The organism is Citrobacter sp. Cpo109 (genome assembly GCF_030332565.1).
Lineage (GTDB): Bacteria > Pseudomonadota > Gammaproteobacteria > Enterobacterales > Enterobacteriaceae > Citrobacter > Citrobacter portucalensis.
This window is the reverse complement of record NZ_JAOWHQ010000069.1, coordinates 338,451-358,750: the sequence shown is the minus strand read 5'-3', so window position 1 is coordinate 358,750 and position 20,300 is coordinate 338,451. Positions and strand designations below refer to the sequence as shown.

At 52.2% G+C, this 20,300-nt stretch carries 17 protein-coding genes; 6 read left to right on the top strand and 11 right to left on the bottom strand.

Going from position 1 to position 20,300, the window contains the following annotated elements:
* The first annotated feature begins 53 nt into the window (after positions 1 to 53).
* Positions 54 to 812, top strand: coding sequence for a DNA-binding transcriptional repressor DeoR (deoR, locus tag OGY71_RS19640; RefSeq protein WP_003831632.1), 759 nt, complete (start codon positions 54 to 56; stop codon positions 810 to 812).
* A gap of 45 nt (positions 813 to 857) precedes the next feature.
* Here the strand turns inward: deoR and dacC are convergent, their stop codons facing one another.
* Positions 858 to 2,060, bottom strand: a complete 1,203-nt coding sequence (gene dacC, locus OGY71_RS19635; RefSeq protein ID WP_003831630.1) for a serine-type D-Ala-D-Ala carboxypeptidase — start codon at positions 2,058 to 2,060, stop codon at positions 858 to 860.
* Between the two features lie 329 nt (positions 2,061 to 2,389).
* Here dacC and OGY71_RS19630 point away from each other — a divergent pair, with 329 nt between their 5' ends.
* The gene (locus tag OGY71_RS19630) at positions 2,390 to 3,016 is read left to right on the top strand and encodes a glutathione S-transferase family protein (RefSeq protein ID WP_286613565.1); all 627 of its coding nucleotides are present in this window, start codon (positions 2,390 to 2,392) and stop codon (positions 3,014 to 3,016) included.
* Positions 3,017 to 3,021: 5 nt separating this feature from the next.
* Here the strand turns inward: OGY71_RS19630 and OGY71_RS19625 are convergent, their stop codons facing one another.
* On the bottom strand, positions 3,022 to 4,119 hold the full coding sequence (locus OGY71_RS19625) for a PQQ-dependent sugar dehydrogenase (protein WP_149384175.1): 1,098 nt from the start codon (positions 4,117 to 4,119) through the stop codon (positions 3,022 to 3,024).
* Between the two features lie 102 nt (positions 4,120 to 4,221).
* Positions 4,222 to 4,605, bottom strand: coding sequence for a biofilm formation regulator BssR (gene bssR / locus OGY71_RS19620; protein ID WP_008784229.1), 384 nt, complete (start codon positions 4,603 to 4,605; stop codon positions 4,222 to 4,224).
* 220 nt (positions 4,606 to 4,825) lie between these two features.
* On the opposite strand from bssR, the gene OGY71_RS19615 reads away from it, so the two are divergent.
* On the top strand, positions 4,826 to 5,749 hold the full coding sequence (locus OGY71_RS19615) for a LysR family transcriptional regulator (RefSeq protein ID WP_063940643.1): 924 nt from the start codon (positions 4,826 to 4,828) through the stop codon (positions 5,747 to 5,749).
* A 35-nt stretch (positions 5,750 to 5,784) separates the two neighbouring features.
* Here the strand turns inward: OGY71_RS19615 and glgP are convergent, their stop codons facing one another.
* Positions 5,785 to 8,235 carry a glycogen phosphorylase gene (gene glgP / locus OGY71_RS19610; RefSeq protein WP_193135190.1) on the bottom strand — a complete coding sequence of 817 codons (2,451 nt, stop codon included), beginning with the start codon at positions 8,233 to 8,235 and terminating at the stop codon, positions 5,785 to 5,787.
* A gap of 468 nt (positions 8,236 to 8,703) precedes the next feature.
* Between glgP and rimO the strand changes: the two genes are divergently transcribed.
* Positions 8,704 to 10,011: a 30S ribosomal protein S12 methylthiotransferase RimO gene (gene rimO / locus OGY71_RS19605; protein WP_003831616.1), complete on the top strand. Its 1,308-nt coding sequence runs from the start codon at positions 8,704 to 8,706 to the stop codon at positions 10,009 to 10,011.
* A 92-nt stretch (positions 10,012 to 10,103) separates the two neighbouring features.
* Here rimO and gsiD read toward each other — a convergent pair whose 3' ends face one another.
* The 6 genes from gsiD to OGY71_RS19575 all read right to left on the bottom strand — a co-directional run bounded on the left by gsiD (position 10,104) and on the right by OGY71_RS19575 (position 17,355).
* The gene (gene gsiD, locus OGY71_RS19600; protein ID WP_003831612.1) at positions 10,104 to 11,015 is read right to left on the bottom strand and encodes a glutathione ABC transporter permease GsiD; all 912 of its coding nucleotides are present in this window, start codon (positions 11,013 to 11,015) and stop codon (positions 10,104 to 10,106) included.
* Between the two features lie 2 nt (positions 11,016 to 11,017).
* Positions 11,018 to 11,938 (bottom strand): glutathione ABC transporter permease GsiC, encoded by a 921-nt coding sequence (gene gsiC / locus OGY71_RS19595; protein ID WP_048235754.1) that lies wholly within the window; start codon positions 11,936 to 11,938, stop codon positions 11,018 to 11,020.
* Between the two features lie 46 nt (positions 11,939 to 11,984).
* Positions 11,985 to 13,523: a glutathione ABC transporter substrate-binding protein GsiB gene (gene gsiB, locus OGY71_RS19590; protein WP_126318710.1), complete on the bottom strand. Its 1,539-nt coding sequence runs from the start codon at positions 13,521 to 13,523 to the stop codon at positions 11,985 to 11,987.
* Positions 13,524 to 13,551: 28 nt separating this feature from the next.
* Entirely contained in the window at positions 13,552 to 15,423 is a 1,872-nt protein-coding gene (gene gsiA / locus OGY71_RS19585) for a glutathione ABC transporter ATP-binding protein GsiA (RefSeq protein WP_003831607.1), read from the bottom strand.
* Positions 15,410 to 16,375, bottom strand: coding sequence for a beta-aspartyl-peptidase (gene iaaA, locus OGY71_RS19580; RefSeq protein WP_003836974.1), 966 nt, complete (start codon positions 16,373 to 16,375; stop codon positions 15,410 to 15,412). Before iaaA ends, gsiA begins: the two co-directional genes overlap by 14 nt.
* A gap of 191 nt (positions 16,376 to 16,566) precedes the next feature.
* Positions 16,567 to 17,355 (bottom strand): aminoglycoside nucleotidyltransferase ANT9, encoded by a 789-nt coding sequence (locus tag OGY71_RS19575; RefSeq protein ID WP_003831605.1) that lies wholly within the window; start codon positions 17,353 to 17,355, stop codon positions 16,567 to 16,569.
* A 174-nt stretch (positions 17,356 to 17,529) separates the two neighbouring features.
* Here OGY71_RS19575 and moeA point away from each other — a divergent pair, with 174 nt between their 5' ends.
* Positions 17,530 to 18,765, top strand: a complete 1,236-nt coding sequence (moeA, locus tag OGY71_RS19570; protein WP_008784221.1) for a molybdopterin molybdotransferase MoeA — start codon at positions 17,530 to 17,532, stop codon at positions 18,763 to 18,765.
* On the top strand, positions 18,765 to 19,514 hold the full coding sequence (gene moeB / locus OGY71_RS19565; protein ID WP_063940649.1) for a molybdopterin-synthase adenylyltransferase MoeB: 750 nt from the start codon (positions 18,765 to 18,767) through the stop codon (positions 19,512 to 19,514). Before moeA ends, moeB begins: the two co-directional genes overlap by 1 nt.
* 86 nt (positions 19,515 to 19,600) lie before the next feature.
* On the opposite strand, the gene fsa is transcribed toward moeB, so the two are convergent.
* Positions 19,601 to 20,263 carry a fructose-6-phosphate aldolase gene (fsa, locus tag OGY71_RS19560; protein WP_063940650.1) on the bottom strand — a complete coding sequence of 221 codons (663 nt, stop codon included), beginning with the start codon at positions 20,261 to 20,263 and terminating at the stop codon, positions 19,601 to 19,603.
* Positions 20,264 to 20,300 lie beyond the last annotated feature (37 nt).

Genomic DNA, 20,300 nt, shown 5'->3' with positions numbered 1-20,300 from the left:
AAGAGTAGTATTAAGCGCGAAACTGAGCACTTAATCTATTCTCCAGGGGAACTATGGAAACTCGACGCGACGAGCGTATTGGTCAATTACTGCAGGCGCTGAAACGCAGCGATAAATTACACCTCAAAGAAGCCGCGACGTTGCTGGGCGTATCTGAGATGACCATTCGTCGCGACCTGAATAATCATGATGCTCCCGTCGTGCTGCTCGGGGGCTATATTGTTCTGGAACCCCGCAGCGCTAACCACTATTTAATCAGCGATCAAAAATCCCGTCTGGTTGATGAAAAGCGTCGCGCTGCCCAGCAGGCGGCGAGTCTCGTGCAGGCGCATCAGACCATCTTTTTCGATTGCGGTACGACCACGCCGTGGATCATTGAAGCGATCGACAATGAACTGCCCTTCACCGCAATCTGCTACTCGTTGAATACGTTTTTGGTACTGCAGGAAAAACCGCAGTGCCGCGTCATTCTGTGTGGTGGTGAATTCCATGCCAGTAACGCGATTTTTAAACCGCTCGATTTCCAGGAAACGCTGAACAACCTCTGTCCGGATATCGCCTTTTATTCCGCAGCAGGTGTTCACATCGAAAAAGGCGCGACCTGCTTTAATCTGGAAGAACTGCCGGTGAAGCACTGGGCAATGTCGATGGCGCAGCATCACGTTTTGGTGGTCGATCACAGCAAGTTTGGTAAGGTGCGACCTGCAAGGATGGGGGAATTAAAACGCTTTGATACCATCATCAGTGATAACCGCCCTGACGATGCGTTTGTTGAGTACGCTAAAGCGCAACGTATCACGCTGAAGTACTAACAGATACTGCCGGACGGCGATTGCGCCATCCGGCAATAGATAAGATTAAGAGAACCAACCACCAAACCACTGGTGGAATTTCATCATCACAAAGTCCCACATGCGGCTAAAGAAACCACCCTCTTCCACATCTTCCATCACCATCAACGGACGCTGCTCAATGGATTTTCCGTTCAACTGGAAGTCGATAGTGCCCACAACCTGACCTTTCTTCAGCGGTGCTGTTAGCTGTGGTTCAGTCAGGGTAAAGCTGGCCTTCAGGTTTTTGAGCTGGCCACGCGGAATGGTCACAGAACCCCCTTCTCCGGCGCCCAAATTCACTTCACTCTTATCGCCAAACCAGACGCGCTGGGTCACGAAAGTCGCATCCGGCTTGATCGGCGTAACGGTTTCAAAGAAGCGGAAGCCCCAGGTCAGCAGCTTTTCTGACTCATTAAAACGAATGCGGTCGGTTTTTGCTCCCAGCACCACGGAGATCAGGCGCATATCGCCCTGGGTCGCGGAGGCCACCAGGTTGTATCCCGCCCCGGCAGTGGTCCCGGTTTTCATACCATCCACGTTCAGGTTGGTGCTCCACAACAGACGGTTGCGGTTCGGTTGACGTATTTTATTGAAGGTAAATTCTTTCTCTTTGTGAATAGCGTACTCTTCCGGCACATCGTGGATTAACGCCTTCCCGAGCAACGCCATATCACGTGCGGTACTGAACTGTCCTGCCGCATCCAGGCCGTGTACCGTCTGGAAAGTCGTGTTAGTCAGCCCCAGTTTTTTCGCATAGCCGTTCATCAGACCAATAAAGGATTCCTGGCTGCCGGCAACGTAATCAGCGAGTGCAATACAGGCATCGTTACCTGACTGAATGATAACGCCTTTATTCAAATCGGACACCGCAACCTGATCGCCGGGCTTGAGGAACATGACCGACGAACCGCGCAGGGCTGGATTACCGGTCGCCCAGGCGTCTTTGCCCACGGTGACCATGTCGTTGAGGTTAATTTTTCCGGCCTTCAGCGCCTGCCCAACCACATAGCTGGTCATGATTTTGGTCAGACTGGCAGGATCCAGTTTCTCATCAGCATTACCTTCCGCCAGCACCTTACCACTGGCGTAATCCATCAGAATCCACGCGCGCGCGTCCACGCTCGGCGGGGCCGTCGGTTGCTCCGCCGCCTGTACGGTCGGCACCAAAAGGATTAAGAGTGCAGAACCTGCAGCAAAGCTGCGAAGTGAAGAGAAGTATTGCGTCATAAATGCCACCCGAGTATCCATTCCAAAAAACCACGTCATACCACACCGTGTTTACACAAAACCGGCCAAGCGACCTCGACCAACCCATGCAGAAAAAGTCTGATGGATGACGTGTAAAAATAAGTGCGGTGAGTAATAACGCACTAACGAGCTTAAAGAAACCGTAAGTTGGTAAAGTTTTTAAAGTTTATGCAATAACGCCGCGCTGCGCTGCTCCTGGCACGATTTTTTTAGACTTTGTTGCGTAAATATTAGGTTTACCCCACCATGTGAGCTAGTCAGATGGCATCTGCAGCCATAAAGCTGCTCAATTAATTTGCGGGGTTACTATGATTACACTGTGGGGTCGCAATAACTCGACCAACGTAAAAAAAGTATTGTGGACGCTCGAGGAACTGGAACTGCCATATAACCAAATTCTGGCGGGCGGGCAGCATGGCGGTAACCGCGATGCCGACTATCTGGCACTGAACCCGAACGGACTGGTCCCGCTACTACGCGATGATGAAACGGACGTTGTTCTGTGGGAATCCAATACCATTGTCCGCTATCTGGCCGCTCAGTACGGACAAAAACGTTTGTGGATTGACGCCCCGGCCGCGCGCGCCGTCGGTGAAAAATGGATGGACTGGGCAAATCAGACGCTAAGCCCTGCGCATCGGATTATCTTATTTGGTTTGGTCAGAACACCTGCCGATCAGCGCGATATGGCGGCCATTGAGGCAAGTAAGCAAGTTTGCGATAACCTGTTTGCCATTCTGGATGACGCGCTGGCAGACCAGCCATGGTTCTCCGGGGCTGAATTTGGCACCGCGGATATCGCTGTGGCACCGTTCATCTATAACCTGTTCAACGTTGGCCTGAGCTGGACCCCGCGCCCGCATCTGGAACGCTGGTATCAACAACTGACCGAGCGCCCGGCGTTTCAAAAAATCGTGATGATCCCGGTCAGCTAACCAAATCAGGGACTCACTTTCAGTAATTCCCCGTCGGACTCGTCGGTTAGCACGTACAAATAACCGTCTGGTCCGACGCGCACATCACGGATCCGCTGCCCCCTTTCCTGCAACAGGCGACCATCCTCAGTCACCGTATTCCCTTTAACGCTCAGCACGATCACTTCTTTATCTTTCAACGCGCCGATGAACAACTTTTGCCGCCACTGCGGGAAGGTACCGCTATTGTAAAAAGCCATTCCACTAACCGCCGGCGACTTTTCCCAGTAAAAGATGGGTTGTTCCGTGCCAGCAACAATTTGACCTTTTGCTTCGGGAATTTTCAAACCACTGTAGTTAACCCCCCAGGTCGCGATAGGCCAGCCGTAGTTTTTCCCTTTCTCGGGGATATTAATCTCATCGCCTCCGCGTGGACCATGCTCATTGAGCCACAGCACATCACTCCACGGATTCATCGCCATCCCCTGCGGGTTGCGGATGCCATACGACCAAATCTCTGCCCGCGCTCCCGCCTTGTTCACAAACGGATTATCCGGCGGAATTTTGCCCTCGTCGGTCAGTCTGACTAATTTACCCTGCAATTTATCCAGGTCCTGGGCGGTAGCGCGTTGATTATTCTCTCCCAGGCCAATAAACAGATAACCGTTACCATCAAATACCAGACGTCCACCAAAATGGTTCCCGGTGGAAAGCTTTGGCTGTTGGCGAAAAACGGTCTGAAATCCTTGCAGATGTTTGAGATCGTCACTCAATCGCCCGTAGCCTACCGCGGTGCCCGCTTTGCCTTCGCGGTCGGCTTCAGCGAAGCTTAGCCATACCCGGCGAGATTGTACAAAATCCGGTGCTAACGCCACATCAAGCAGTCCTCCCTGACCATTCGCCCAGACTTTTGGTACGCCGGTCAGCGGGTCGGAAAGCCCTTTATCAGGCTGCCAGAGTCGAAGCTGTCCACCTTTGAGCGTAATGAGCATACCGCGGTTATCGGGTAAAAAAGCCAGTGACCATGGGTGATCGAGTTTAGTTTGCAGCACTTCCACTTTTACCGCGGCGGCATAAGTGGAAAGTAGCGCGAATGAGGCAGCACAGAGAAAGAGTCGACGCATAACACCTCCTGAATAGCTCTGCATAAAGCGTAGCCAGCAAGGGGAATTATCCTGCCACATTTACATAAGCTTAACGAAAAGGGGGAGCGCCCTCCCCCTGATTCAGACGTGTTCCAGCGTTGGGTAAGATTGCAAACTCTGGATACTTAGCGTCAGCGTTGTCAGGCAGTTTTCCAGTTTCTCTGCGTTAACGGCGATAAACGTTGGACAATCGTGATGTCCACTCATAAGACAAACAGCGGCGGCGGCTAACGCCCCTTCAGCACGATGAAGGGCATTCCACTCTTCCTGATCAAGATGCATACCGTGAAGCTGTGATTGCTCGTGCAATTCGCGATTCAGTGCAAAAAAAACATCACGCAGGCGATCGCTCTCGCTAACTGACATGTAGCCTTTCGCTTTTCTCAACTGCAGATAAGCGGCAAGTTCGATACGGGCGTTTATCAATTTGTTGAGAAGATCGGTTCTCAGTCTGTCAACAACCATACTTTGTTCCTCCTCTTTCCAACTATGGTGCAACTTAATAGTATGGTTGTTTTTTGAACAAATAGATGTCCTACATCAATAAAGCCCAATTGATTAACATAATTTACAATGTTACAACTTTATTCTGTACGCTTATCGAAGGCGCCCAGTGTCTGACTCGCCTGACTTTTTTTGCTATACCTGATGTGGTTACTGCCATTGTGTTGATGATGAGGGGTCTATGTCGAAAGCAAATGATGCAGAAAAAATACGCACACTATCAAAAATAGATCTCAATCTGCTGACCATTTTCTGTTTGATCTATAGCGTGGGTAGCATTTCCAGAGTTGCTGACATGCTGAACATATCACCTTCCGCCGTCAGCCAGTCATTAAGAAAACTGCGCGAAATGATGGGTGATAATCTTTTTGTCCGTAGCGGGAATGCACTGTTACCGACGGTCTATTCTGATGAACTGTATGATAATACAATCCCAATTATCGATAAGCTGTCAACGCTGATGCCGCTTTCCACGCCTGCCGCCAAGAAAAGGTTAACGCTTTATACGGAATCTTTTATTTCCCCTATCGTTATTCCAGATGTCACCGCCAGAATAATCGAGACTGACGCCGATATCAGCCTCCTGCACCTTACCGCCGACCTGAATGAACAGAGTATTATTGAACTGCTGAATATGCGTCAGGCAGATGTCGTTTTTTCTACCTTTTCTGTAGAGTCAGCAAGTCTTTCATGCCAGAAAATATGCGATATGCGCCTGGTGCTGGCGGCCTCGCAGAATAATTCTTTATATGGTAACACCATCAGTGAAGCGCAATTCAGAAACGCTAACCTGGTCGGTTACAATACTAAGAATGAGAAAATCATTTATCATCGCAGTATTGTGGATAAAAAATTCAGAACCGGAGAACGCTGCCTGCTTACCTCATCGTTTACGGCGATTCTGACGATTGTGTCCAATACCCATTGTTTAGGGGTGATCCCGGAAAAGGTATTTGAAACACACGCTCAGCTGTATGGACTAAAAAAAATAAACACTCCGTTTCCCTTGCCACAATTTAGCGTGTTTGCCTCATCGCGCAAAGAAAGCAATACCCACAAAATCCTCTCACCTATTCTGGCTGATTTGCAAACAGCCTCCCTGTGATGAAAACCAGAGAGGCTGAGCGTTAGAAAAACTGATTACACGCGAATTTTTGCTATGCGCCAGATATGGTCGGCATATTCCTGAACCGTTCTGTCCGACGAGAAATACCCCATGTTAGCAATATTGTGCATGGTTTTTGTCGTCCACTCCCGGGGAGTACGATACAACTCGTCCACCGAATCCTGGCAATCTACATAGCTGCGATAATCGCCCAACACCTGATAGTAGTCGCCGAAGTTAATCAATGAATCCAACACCTCTCTATAACGCCCTGGCTCCTGCGGACTGAACACCCCCGTACCGATTTGCGTCAGCACCTGATGAAGTTCCTCATCCTTTTCAAAGATGTGCCTCGGGTCATAGCCATCACGTCGCAGAGTTTCAACCTGATTCGCCGTATTGCCAAAGATAAAGATGTTATCTTCCCCAACGTATTCGCGCATTTCGATATTCGCACCGTCGAGCGTACCGATAGTCAGCGCACCATTCATACCGAATTTCATATTACTGGTCCCGGAGGCTTCCGTCCCGGCCAGGGAAATTTGCTCTGACAGATCGGCTGCCGGAATAATTAGCTGAGCAAGACTGACGCTGTAATCCGGAATAAATACTACTTTCAGTTTGCCGCCAATCTGCGGATCGTTATTGACTAACTGCGCCACATCGTTAATCAAGCGAATAATTTGTTTTGCCATGTGATAAGAGGAGGCTGCTTTTCCGGCAAAGATATTCACTCGCGGTACCCAGTTGGCATCCGGCGCGGCTTTGATCCGGTTATAACGTGTAATAACGTGGAGCACATTCATGAGTTGCCGCTTGTACTCGTGGATGCGTTTCACCTGCACATCAAACAGCGCATCAGGATTCACCACCACGCCGTAGTGAGTGGCAATATGGTGCGCCAGCCGCTGCTTATTTTCACGTTTCGCACGATGCACAGCCTCATTCACCGACGGATAATCTATAAACTGCTTCAGCTCGCCCAGCTGCATTAATTTAGTCCGCCAGCTGTCACCGATATTTTCGTCCAGCACTTTGGCAAGCGGTGGATTCGCCAGCGCCAGCCAACGACGCGCAGTCACACCATTGGTTACGTTGGTGAAACGCAGGGGAAAAATATTCGCAAAATCTGCAAACAGTGATTCGGTCATCAGTTTTGAATGCAATGCCGACACGCCGTTAACCTTATGACTGACAACTACTGCCAGCCAGGCCATACGAACGACGCGACCATTGGATTCATCAATTAACGACACACGTTTCAGTAGATCGCTGTCATTACGATAACGTTCCTGTAAGGTCTTCAGAAAACGATCGTTAATCTCAAAAATAATCTGCAAATGGCGCGGCAAAATTCGACTTAGCATTTCTACTGGCCAGGTCTCCAGCGCCTCACTCATCAACGTATGGTTGGTATAAGAAAAAATCTGACAGGTCACGTCAAACGCGTTATCCCAACTAAACTGATGATGATCAATCAATAAACGCATCAACTCAGGGATCGCCAGTACCGGATGCGTATCATTAAGGTGAATCGCAATTTTATCGGCCAGATTGTCGTATGTTTTGTGCAACTGATAATGACGACTCAGAATATCCTGAATCGTCGCCGAGGCCAGGAAATAGGCCTGGCGTAAACGCAATTCACGCCCCGCATCGGTGGAATCATCCGGGTACAAAACCCGCGAGATACGATCGAAGTGGTATTTGTTTTCCACTTCAGTAGCAAAGTCGGCCTGCTGATTCAGTTTGCCCGCATTAACTTCGCTATTCACCTGCACGTTCCACAAGCGTAACGTATTAGTCGTGTCCGTCGCATAACCTGGAATAATTTGATCATGCGCCACGGCCAGAATATCCTCAGTTTCAAGCCAGCGGGTTTTATTCCCCTCCTGTTGAACACGCCCGCCAAAACGTACTTTATAATGCGTATTATGACGTTTGAACTCCCAGGGATTACCGTATTCCAGCCAATAATCCAGCGACTCTTTTTGTACACCGTTAACGATATTTTGTTTGAACATACCGTAGTTATAACGAATACCGTATCCACATCCCGGCAACCCAAGCGTCGCCAGTGAATCAAGGAAGCAGGCCGCCAGACGACCGAGACCACCATTACCTAACCCGGGATCGTTTTCTTCATCAATCAGTTCTTCCAGTTCAAGCCCCATTGCCTCCAGCGCGCTTCTGACTTCGTCATAAATACCTAAAGAGAGCAATGCATTGGATAGCGTACGACCAATTAAAAATTCCATCGACAGATAATATACCTGGCGCGCATCCTGAGAGAATTGCGCCCGATTAGAACGGTGCCAGCACTCGACCATCCGATCGCGTACCGCATATAACGTCGCATTAAGCCACTCCCGTTTCGTGGCGATTGCGGGATCTTTGCCAATAGTGAATAAAAGCTTATTAGCAATATCATCTCTAAGTTTATCAACATCAGAGTCCGTGGCGACCGGAAGTGGCGAAATATACATATTAACGTTACCTTTCAAATTTTGTAGGATGGTAATAGACAGGTGAATTATTTAAAGTTTGGGTACGTGAGCGTTAGATTTTTGTCGAATATTTTCATGACTGGCGATGAACGTTAATTCTGTCATTAATACACGCCAACTTAAGCCTGTGGCAAGTGAGATATAATATAAACTCACACCATTAGCATAAAGAGTTTTAGCCATTTCAAGTTTCGACTTCAAAACAATATCTTTCAAATTAAACCTCATTAGTAACGCTCGACGAGATAAAATTTACGATAATGAGTGTCTATAGCCAAGAAGCGGCACTTAAAGCCGGAATTAGACTCACTAAACACCTTTCACTGACCGATCTACTCTTTATAGGTATCGCTCTTTATTCTCTCCGTCTTATGCTGATCAGATATAGATGTACCGTGAAGGCATCTGTATAATCCCCCGATTACGAGCAATGTACAGTATAAGAAAATGGCAAAAATTGGTTTTATATCACTAGGTTGTCCGAAAAACCTCGTCGATTCTGAGCGCATCCTGACCGAACTTCGTACCGAAGGCTATGATGTTGTGCCAAGCTACGACGACGCGGATATGGTTATCGTTAATACCTGCGGCTTTATCGACAGTGCGGTTCAGGAGTCCCTGGAAGCAATTGGCGAAGCGCTGAATGAGAACGGTAAGGTGATTGTCACCGGCTGTCTGGGCGCGAAAGTCGATCAGATCCGTGAAGTCCACCCGAAGGTACTGGAAATCACCGGGCCGCATAGCTATGAACAGGTTCTGGAGCACGTTCACCACTATGTGCCAAAACCAAAACACAACCCGTTCCAGAGCCTGGTTCCTGAGCAGGGCGTTAAGCTGACTCCTCGCCATTACGCCTATCTGAAGATTTCCGAGGGCTGTAACCACCGCTGCACGTTCTGCATTATTCCATCCATGCGCGGCGATCTGGTGAGCCGTCCGATTGGCGACGTCCTCAGCGAAGCCAAGCGTCTGGTCGATGCGGGCGTGAAAGAGATTCTGGTAATCTCCCAGGATACCTCTGCTTACGGTGTAGATGTGAAGCATCGTACCGGTTTCCATAACGGCGAGCCGGTCAAAACCAGCATGGTTGATCTGTGCGAACAGTTATCAAAACTGGGGATCTGGACGCGCCTCCATTACGTCTACCCTTACCCGCACGTTGATGATGTGATCCCGCTGATGGCGGAAGGCAAAATCCTGCCGTATCTGGACATCCCGTTACAGCATGCCAGCCCGCGTATTCTTAAACTGATGAAACGCCCGGGCTCCGTGGACAGACAGCTGGCGCGCATCAAGCAGTGGCGTGAAATCTGCCCTGAACTGACGCTGCGCTCCACCTTCATTGTTGGTTTCCCGGGTGAAACGGAAGAAGACTTCCAGATGTTGCTCGACTTCCTGAAGGAAGCGCGTCTGGATCGCGTGGGCTGCTTTAAATACAGCCCGGTAGAAGGCGCTGGCGCTAATGACCTGCCGGATCAAATCCCGGAAGAGGTGAAAGAAGAACGCTGGAACCGCTTTATGCAATTGCAGCAGCAGATCTCTGCTGAACGTTTGCAGGAGAAAGTGGGCCGCGAGATTCTGGTTATCGTTGATGAAGTTGACGAAGAAGGCGCAATTGGTCGTAGCATGGCTGATGCTCCAGAAATCGACGGCGCGGTATACCTGAATGGTGAAACCAAGGTGAAACCTGGCGATATCATCCGCGTGAAGGTCGAAAACGCAGATGAATACGATCTGTGGGGCACCCGCGTTTAATTAGCGTAACCCAACGTAGGCCGGATAAGGCATTTATGCCGCATCCGGCAATGCCTGATGGCGACGCTGAAGCGTCTTATCAGGCCTACGGTTTACCCTTTAATTTTCGGGTCCAGCGCGTCGCGCAGACCATCTCCCAGTAAGTTAAACGCCAGCACCGTCAGGAATATCGCTACCGCCGGGAAAATCGCCACGTGCGGCGCGATCACCATATCAGCGCGCGCTTCATTAAGCATTGCCCCCCACTCCGGCGTCGGCGGCTGTGCGCCTAATCCCAGGAATGACAAGCTCGCGGCAGAGATAATCGACGTACCAATTCGCATGGTAAAGAAGACCACGATCGATGAGACCGTTCCAGGCAGAATATGGTTGAAGATGATGGTCGCATCGCTGGCACCAATACTGCGCGCAGACTCAATAAACGTCTGTTGCTTCAGCACCAGCGTATTCCCGCGCACCAGGCGCGCGAAGGCTGGAATGGAGAAAATGGCCACGGCAATGATCACATTAGCAATTCCGCTGCCCAGCACGGCGACCACGGCTATCGCCAGCAATATCCCCGGAAAGGCGAACAGCACATCGCAGATTCGCATGATCAGTCGATCCCACCAGCCTTCGTAGTATCCCGCCAGCAGCCCCAGTACCGTACCAATCGCCGCGCCAATAAACACGGCAAAGACCCCTGCCGCCAGCGAGATTTGCGCGCCAACCAGCACGCGGCTAAAAATATCCCGTCCCAGTGAGTCAACGCCAAACCAATGCAGCATCGACGGCCCATCATTCAAACGGTCATAATCGAAGTAATTCTCGGCATCAAATGGCGTCAGCCAGCGGGCAAAAATCGCCACCATGATCAGGAGCAATACAAACAGCCCAGCGACCATCGCCATGTGCTGTCGACGGAACCGACGCCAGAACTCATGCCACGGTGTGCGTATCTGCTCTGGCTTAACAAGGGGCATCGCATTTAAAATCGCCTGTCGGCGCCAGTTAAAAAATCGCATCCTTACTTGTACCTGATAGCCGGATTAATGGCAGCGTAGAGCACATCCACCACTAAGTTAATAAGAATAAATTCCAGAGAAAACAACAGTACCTCGGCCTGAATCACCGGGTAGTCGCGCATTTCGACGGAGTCCACCAACAGTCGCCCAAGCCCAGGCCAGTTGAACACCTTCTCAACCACGATTGATCCACCAAGCAAAAAGCCAAACTGTAGTCCCATCATGGTGACCACCGGGATCATCGCATTACGCAGACCATGTTTTAACACCACCCAGGTTTCACTCACCCCTTTAGCCCGCGCGGTACGCATATAATCTTCGCTGAGCACATCAACAAACGAGGCGCGAGTAAATCGGGCTAACACCGCAGCCACCGCCGCGCCCAGCGTAATAGACGGGAGGATATAGTGCATCCAGGTGTCAGCGCCAACGGTGGGTAACCAACCGAGCTCAACGGAGAATATCTGCATCAGCAGCATGCCAAGCGCAAACGCCGGGAACGAGATCCCGGTGACCGCCAGCGTCATGCTTAATCTGTCCGGCCAACGATTTCGCCATACGGCAGCAATGATCCCCGCCGTCATACCAAACAATACCGCCCACGCCATACTGGCAATAGTCAGCCATAGTGATGGCATAAAACGACTGGCTATCTCTTCAGAAACCGGGCGACGAGAAACCATCGACGTGCCAAAATCGCCTTGCAACACGTTGGTCATGTAATGCCAGAACTGAACATGCAGCGGCTGGTCCAGACCCAGCTGCTTGCGCACCAGTTCAATCACCTCGGCGTCAGCTTCCGGTCCGGCAATCAGCCGGGCCGGATCGCCGGGTAGCAGATGAACAAATAAAAATACCAGCACCGCAACAATCAACAGAGTTGGAATCAACCCCAGCAGGCGCTTGAAAACATAGTTAAGCATCACGCTCCCTTCGCCGGCCCCTGGGCTGCGGGGCCGAATGAATAGCTTATTTTAAATCCGCATCATCAAAGCTAAATCCGGTATCCGGCATGATCCAGAATCCGGTCAACCTGGTGCTGTGCGCCGAAATCAGTTTTTCCACTACCAGCGGGATCCACGGCGACTCTTTCCAGATAATATCCTGCGCGTCTTTGTACAGCTTCGCTTTCTGCGCCGGATCGTTAGTTTGCAACGCTGCCGATAAATCACTGTCCACCTGCTTATTGCTGTAGAACGCCGTGTTAAACAGAGTTGGCGGCCAGTTTTGTGATGCAAACAGCGGTGACAGCGCCCAGTCAGCTTCACCCGTAGACGCCGACCAGCCGGTGTAGAACATCCGTACCCCGCTCTCTTTCTGCGCCTTCCCTTCAACTTCCGCGGCGCGCTGACCAGCATCCATCGCTGTAACCTGAGCCTTAATGCCCACCTGCGCCAGCTGCTGCTGGGTAAATTGCAGCACTTTCTGCGCGGTACTGTGGTTATGCGAAGACCATAGCGTAGTGGTAAAACCGTTCGGATAACCTGCTTCTTTCAGCAGTTCGCGCGCTTTCGCCGGGTCGTAGGGCCACGGCGTATAGCTTTGCGCATAGGCTATCGACGGGGGGAGAACGCCGGTTGCCGGCGTCGCGTAACCAGCAAAAGCCACTTTCACCAGCGCCTGGCGGTTGATGGCATAGTTCAGCGCTTCACGCACTTTTGGGTTGTCGAACGGTTTTTGCGTGACGTTCATGCTGATATAACGCTGCATAATAGACGGACTGGCCACCAGTTCCAGGTTTTTGTTCTTCGCCAGTAACGCCGCCTGCTCGTAAGGGATTGGGAAGGCAAACTGCGCTTCCCCAGTTTGTAGCATGGCTGCACGCGTGTTGTTGTCGGTCACCGGACGCCAGGTAATCGTATCCAGCTTTGGCAGCCCTTGCTGCCAGTAGCCCGCGAACTTCTTAACCTTCACAAAATCCGTCTGATTCCAGGTATCAAGCTGGTACGGCCCGGTCCCCACAGGATGGAAACCGATCTCCTTACCGTATTTCTCCAGCGCGGCGGGAGAAATCATCACCGTTGCCGGGTGCGCCAGAATATTGATAAAGGCAGAGAACGGCTGTTTCAGCGTAATCTTCACCGTCGACGGATCGACGACTTCGGTTTTATCGATATTCTTATACAGGTTGTAACGTTTCAGATGGTTTTCCGGGTTACTGGCCCGATCGAGGTTAGCTTTAACCGCATCGGCGTTGAAGTCGGTGCCATCCTGAAACTTCACCCCCTGACGCAGCTTAAGGGTATAGGTCAGCCCATCATCAGAAACCGTATAACTCTCCGCGAGCACATTTTTCAGTTTCATCTCTTTATCAAGGCCAAACAACCCCTGATAAAACGACTTCGCTACCGCCTGCGACAACGTGTCATTCGCGTCATAGGGGTCGAGCGTCGTGAAATTGGATCCCACCGCCACCACCACATCTTTGGCGGCCCAGCCAGGCGATGCGGCCAGTGCAGAGACCACTCCCACAGCAACCAGCCATTTTCGAGCAACAATTTTTGTCATGTTATTCTCCTTAAACCCTGCCTGCCTGTTATAAACGCGAAAGCGCATTTTCTGGTTGCCCACGCGCAACATAATGCCCCGGACCAACTAACTGGAGCGAAACGGGGGAAATCTCTTCGCCACGTTTGCGAATATTGCTGGGGATATCGTCCGACAACAGCACGCGCTGGGGACGGTGATGGGATGGATCGGCGACCGGAACTGCCGCCATCAGCTTGCGAGTGTACGGATGTTGCGGATTTTCAAACACCGCCCGCCGGGTGCCTATCTCAACGATCTGCCCCAGATACATCACCGCCACACGGTGACTGATCCGTTCCACTACCGCCATATCGTGGGAAATAAACAGATATGCGATACCCAATTCTCGCTGCAGGTCGAGCATCAGGTTGATGATTTGCCCACGAATTGAAACATCCAGCGCCGAGACAGATTCATCGGCAATAATCACTTTGGGATTGAGCGCCAATGCCCGTGCAATACAGATACGCTGACGCTGACCGCCGGAAAACTCATGCGGATAGCGCCAGGCATGCTCAGGTAGCAAGCCTACACGTTCCAACAACCATGCAACCCGTTTTGACCCCGCATCGCCCTGCAATAACCCATGTACTCGTAGCGGCTCCAGAATGGAATATCCCACAGTCTGGCGCGGATCGAGCGAGGCATACGGATCCTGGAAGATAAACTGAATATCCCGACGCAGCGGCTGCAACTTGCTGGCAGCAAGGGTATCAATACGCTGTCCGTTGAAAATGATTTCCCCACGCTGAGACTCAACCAGGCGCAGCAGCGCCCGCCCGGTGGTGGATTTCCCGCAGCCTGACTCCCCCACCAGCGAGAGCGTTTCTCCCGGCCACAGGTCAAAACTGACGTTTTCCACTGCATGCACCTCGCGAGTCACGCGATTTAGAATGCCGCTGCGCAGAGGAAAACGCGTCACCAAATTTCGTACCCGCAGAATAGGCTCGCCTTCAACCACGGTGTCCTGCTCGGTCTGCGGTTCTACATGACTGGGATCGTGCAATGAAATAAGCGGGAAACGGCGTGGAAGCTCATGCCCGTTCATCGCCCCAAGCTGCGGCACGGCAGCCAACAGCGCTTTGGTATAGGGATGCTGGGGATTGTGAAAAATCTGTTCAACGCTGCCGGTTTCTACCGCCTCGCCCTGATACATCACCAGCACGCGGTCGGCAATATCCGCCACGACGCCCATATCGTGGGTAATGAAGATCACTCCCATCGACATATCCTGCTGCAACACTTTTATTAGTTGCAGGATCTGCGCCTGAATGGTGACATCCAGCGCGGTCGTCGGCTCATCGGCAATTAAAACCGCAGGGCGACACGACAGTGCCATGGCGATCATCACCCGCTGGCGCATACCGCCGGAAAGCTGGTGTGGATATCGCGATAAAATCGCCTTCGCCTCGGGGATTCGCACCTGATCGAGCATTCGCTTCGCTTCTACCATCGCCTCTTCATGGCTGGCGCCCTGGTGCAAGCGTATAGACTCGGCAATCTGTTCGCCCACGGTAAACACCGGATTGAGCGATGTCATAGGCTCCTGGAAGATCATCGCGATATCCGCACCGCGCACGTGACGCATTTGTGATGCGCTCTGTTCACCCAGCTCAATAACCTGTCGGTTACGGCGTCGTAGCAGCATTTCATCGCAGCTCACCTCGCCGCCGGCCTGTTCAATCAGACGCATCAGCGACAAGGCTGTTACCGATTTTCCTGAACCGGATTCGCCCACGATCGCCAGCGTTTCGCCACGCTTCAGGCGAAATGACAGATTGCGCACCGCACTGACGCGCTGCTGCTCCTGTTCAAAGGCAATATTCAGATTGTTGACTGCCAGCACGTCGCTGGCATCAAGCTCATCACTGTGTGGCAACGCTATCTCCTTTTTCCCGATAAATACCGGTGGTTGGCGTATCGCCTGCGTATCCCCAGGCGCGGTACATGCCTTCGCTATTAAACGGCAAGGCGACATTGCCCTCATGATCGATAGCAATTAAACCGCCGCTGCCACCGAGCGCCGGTAATTTTTCCATTACTACGCGTTCACACGCCTCCGATAAACTCAGGCCGCCGTAATCCATCAACGCCGCAATGTCATAGGCCGCCAGCGCACGAATAAAGACTTCCCCGGTTCCGGTGCAGGAGACTGCCACACTTGCGTTATTGGCATAACAGCCTGCGCCAACCAACGGACTGTCACCCACCCGCCCCGGTAATTTGTTGGTCATTCCACCGGTCGATGTTGCGGCCGCCAGATTGCCAAACATATCTAACGCGACCGCCCCCACGGTACCCATTTTGTTGTTTTCATCCAGCGGGCTCGCGCTATGGTCCAGCACCGTTTCACCCGCTGTTCGCGCCGCCAGCAGTTGAGCATAGCGTTCTGGCGTAGAGAAAATATCCGCTGATACGCGTTCCATACCCTGCGCAATGGCAAAGTTCTCAGCCCCTTCACCTATCATCATGACGTGTGGGCTGTGTTCCATTACCAGGCGCGCCGCGAGAATCGGATTGCGTAAATGGCTGACTCCGGCGACGGCTCCCGCATTAAGCGTGTTACCGTCCATCACGCAGGCATCCAGTTCATGGGTTTCATCACGGGTATATACCGCGCCAATTCCGGCATTAAACAACGGACACTCTTCCAGTAAGCGCACGGCTTCGGTCACCACATCCAGTGCGCTACGACCGTCCTCTAGCATCCGCTGGCCGGTTTCAACGATATCCGACAGCGCCTGAATATAACGCAACTCTTGCTCCTGACTCAGCTGCGAACGGGTGATAGCCCCTGCGCCGCCGTGAATTGCAATGACTGCTTTACCCATTTTTTTCGTCCATTAGGTGGCAGGTACCGGGGTTATAAATATCAGAATTTCTGTGACTTATTGATTCGATTTTTGAATATAGAAAGATGCAGACGTCATGTAAAGGTAAAGGCCCGTACCTCACGCCCCATCCCATCAGGTTATTTAAATGAGTTAAACAGAAAGTGTATCTTCCAACATCGTTGAATATATTATTCAAGCCGATCGGCAATCTGTTTTTTTGCATAAAACACAAAGCGTTCAACAGACGGCATAGACGCAGTCCAGTTCTTTTTGGTTAACCCCAGGTATTCCGCACGTGCGGCTTGCAGCGTATCCGCATACTCATCGGGTAATTGCGGTATAAGCCAGGAGGCGGCTTCATCTTTAGCGACAATATTGCCCGTAACTACGCTGTACCAAATACGCGCCAGAGTAAGGATGATATTTCGCTCGTCACCCTCTAAATCGCCCGGTTTCTGCCACATATCAAGGATATGCCGAAATGTTTGCACGACATCGCTAAAAGGGATGACGTTGAATAACGTCTCAGCGGGTTCACCGAACAACGCTACGCTGGCGCGCCGGGCCTGGGTCAGCAGGATGGAAAGATCAGGATCCACCTGCGCCGGTTCATACACGCCAGCGCAGATATCATCACGCAACCATTCGCCAAACTGCATCTCTCTCGCCGGAGGGAATCGCCACGGCACAAGTTGTGAATAGACCACGATGGTCACTTCCAGCGCCCGATAGTTATCAACGCTGCCAGGCGGTGCTGATATTTCCAGAAAACCCTGCATCAGATCTTTTCTTTGCCGGGTATTCAGTGGCTGCCTAATGGTAACCAGTAAATCGATATCGCTTTGGGGCTTTAAGCCACCTTCAACAGCAGAGCCATACAAATGAACAGCAACCAGGTCGCCCTCGATAATCCGCGCAATCAGTGCACTGGCGGCATTCACCTGTTGTCGAATTGAATTTGGGATAATCGCAGCCATTTAGCCTCCTGGAAAAAAGCAGAAATAATGAGTCTATACTGCATTTTTCCTGTAGCGCTATTCTCTGGCAGAAAACCTGTCTCAGATCGGATCCTAAGCCTGAGGTAGCATACTGTCCGCGTCCATTTTCTGACATAATGAGCAGATTCGATTTTGCCCCGCAGGAGTCTTCTCATGGAATTTACCGCCGGACTGATGCCGCTTGAAACGGCTCTCTCTCAGATGCTTTCGCGTATTACCCCACTCACCGCCGTCGAAACGCTGCCGCTGGTTCAATGCTTTGGCCGCATTCTGGCCACCGACGTCATCTCCCCGATTGATGTGCCGGGATTCGATAACTCGGCAATGGATGGCTATGCGGTGCGATTAGCCGATTTACAATCAGACCAGCCTCTTGCGGTGGCTGGCAAAGCCTTTGCTGGTCAACCATTCCACGGCGAGTGGCCTGCGGGAACCTGCATCCGCATTATGACCGGTGCCCCGGTGCCTGCCGGTTGTGAAGCGGTGGTGATGCAGGAGCAAACGGAACAAACTGACGACGGTGTGCGTTTTACCGCCGAGGTCCGCAGCGGACAAAATATTCGTCTGCGCGGTGAAGATATCGCAAACGGCGCGGTGGTATTCCCCACCGGAACTCGTCTGACAACCGCCGAGCTTCCGGTTCTGGCCTCACTCGGCATTGCCGAAGTACCGGTCGTTCGCAAAGTTCGCGTGGCGTTGTTCTCCACCGGTGATGAGCTGCAACTGCCGGGTCAACCGCTGGGCGACGGGCAGATTTATGACACAAACCGTCTGACCGTTCACCTGATGCTGCAGCAGTTGGGCTGCGAAGTGATCAACTTAGGAATTATTCGCGACGATCCCAACGCGCTGCGAGCCGCATTTATCGAAGCCGACAGCCAGGCCGACGTCGTCATCAGCTCTGGCGGCGTTTCGGTAGGCGAAGCGGATTACACCAAAACCATTCTGGAAGAGCTGGGAGAAATTGCCTTCTGGAAGCTTGCCATCAAACCCGGTAAACCGTTCGCGTTTGGTAAACTGAGCAACAGCTGGTTTTGCGGCCTGCCGGGTAACCCGGTGTCTGCGGCCCTCACCTTTTATCAGCTGGTGCAACCGCTGCTGGCGAAACTCAGCGGAAACACCGCCTGTGGGTTACCTCCGCGCCAGCGCGTGCGCACCGCCTCACGCCTGAAGAAAACGCCAGGGCGTCTGGATTTTCAACGTGGTGTATTGCAGCGTACTGCGGAAGGCGAACTGGAAGTCACCACCACCGGACACCAGGGCTCGCATATTTTTAGCTCCTTTAGCCAGGGCAACTGCTTTATCGTGCTGGAGCGCGATCGCGGTAACGTTGAGGCCGGAGAATGGGTTGAGGTCGAGCCGTTTAACGCACTGTTTGGAGGCCTGTAATGGCAGAACTCAGCGACCAGGAGATGATGCGCTATAACCGGCAAATCATTCTGCGCGGCTTCGATTTCGAAGGTCAGGAAGCGCTCAAAGATGCGCGGGTACTGGTCGTTGGTCTGGGGGGGCTGGGATGCGCAGCAACCCAGTACCTTGCGGGCGCTGGCGTCGGGCATTTAACCCTGCTCGACTTTGACACGGTCTCCGTGTCGAACCTCCAACGCCAGACGCTGCACAGCGATACGACCGTTGGACAGCCCAAAGTGCTCTCCGCCCGCGACGCACTGGCGCGGATTAACCCTTACATCGCCATTACGCCAGTGAATGCGCTGCTGGAAGAAAACCAGATTCACGCGCTGATCGCCGAGCACGATTTGGTGCTGGACTGTACGGATAACGTCAGCATCCGCAATCAGCTGAATGCCGGATGCTTCGCCGCCAGGGTTCCGTTGGTTTCTGGGGCGGCAATTCGCATGGAAGGACAAATTACCGTCTTTACGTATCAGGAAGGAGAGCCATGCTACCGTTGCCTGAGTCGTCTGTTCGGTGAAAACGCCCTGACCTGCGTCGAGGCAGGAGTGATGGCCCCGCTGATCGGCGTGATTGGCTCGTTACAGGCGATGGAGGCCATTAAGTTGCTGGCAAACTATGGTAAACCGGCGTCTGGAAAAATCGTCATGTACGACGCCATGACCTGCCAGTTTCGCGAAATGAAGCTAATGCGCAACCCGGGGTGTGAGGTTTGCGGGCAGTAAAAAAGTCGGGTGGCGGCTTCGCCTTACCCGACCTACAACGGCTCCAACGTAGGCCGGGTAAGCGTTAGCGCCATCCGGCAACAGCATCAGATCGACGTGCGTCCAAATGCACTCTGCCAGTCGTGCTCAAACTTCGCGACGGCAGCATCAACTGCCGGAGAGCTAATCATCTGCTGAGCAACATCCAGCGGTAGCGTGATGGACTCGCAGCCCGCGAGCAGACAATCCAGCGCCTGACGCGGTGTTTTAAAACTGGCTGCCAGTACTTTGGCGTGCGGGGCATGCATTTTCAGTAACGTCTGCAGGTCGGTCACCGTCTGGATGCCATCCCCTCCTTGCGCATCCACGCGGTTAACATATGGCGCAACGTATTCCGCACCCGCCAGAGCAGCCAATAACCCTTGAGCTGCACCGTATACCGCAGTACCCAACGTCGGGATCCCTTCTTCTTTCAGCAATTTTATAGCCGCCAGACCTTCTGCTGTCACCGGCACTTTGACCACGATATTAGAAATGATTGCCCGCAGCTTACGCGCATCGCTGACCATCCCTTCGGCGGTGGTCGCCATCACCTGAGCAAACAGACGCCCTTGCCCTCCCGTCGCCTCCTGCAGTTGCGGCAGTAGTACTTCCAGCGTCTGGTTCCCTGCCGCCACAATGCTCGGATTAGTGGTCACCCCTGCCAGCGGGAAAATGCGCGCCAGAGCTTTTACCGCATCAACATCAGACGTATCTAAATAGAGTTCCATAAGCTTTCCTCAAACGAATAATTAGCATGAATAAAAG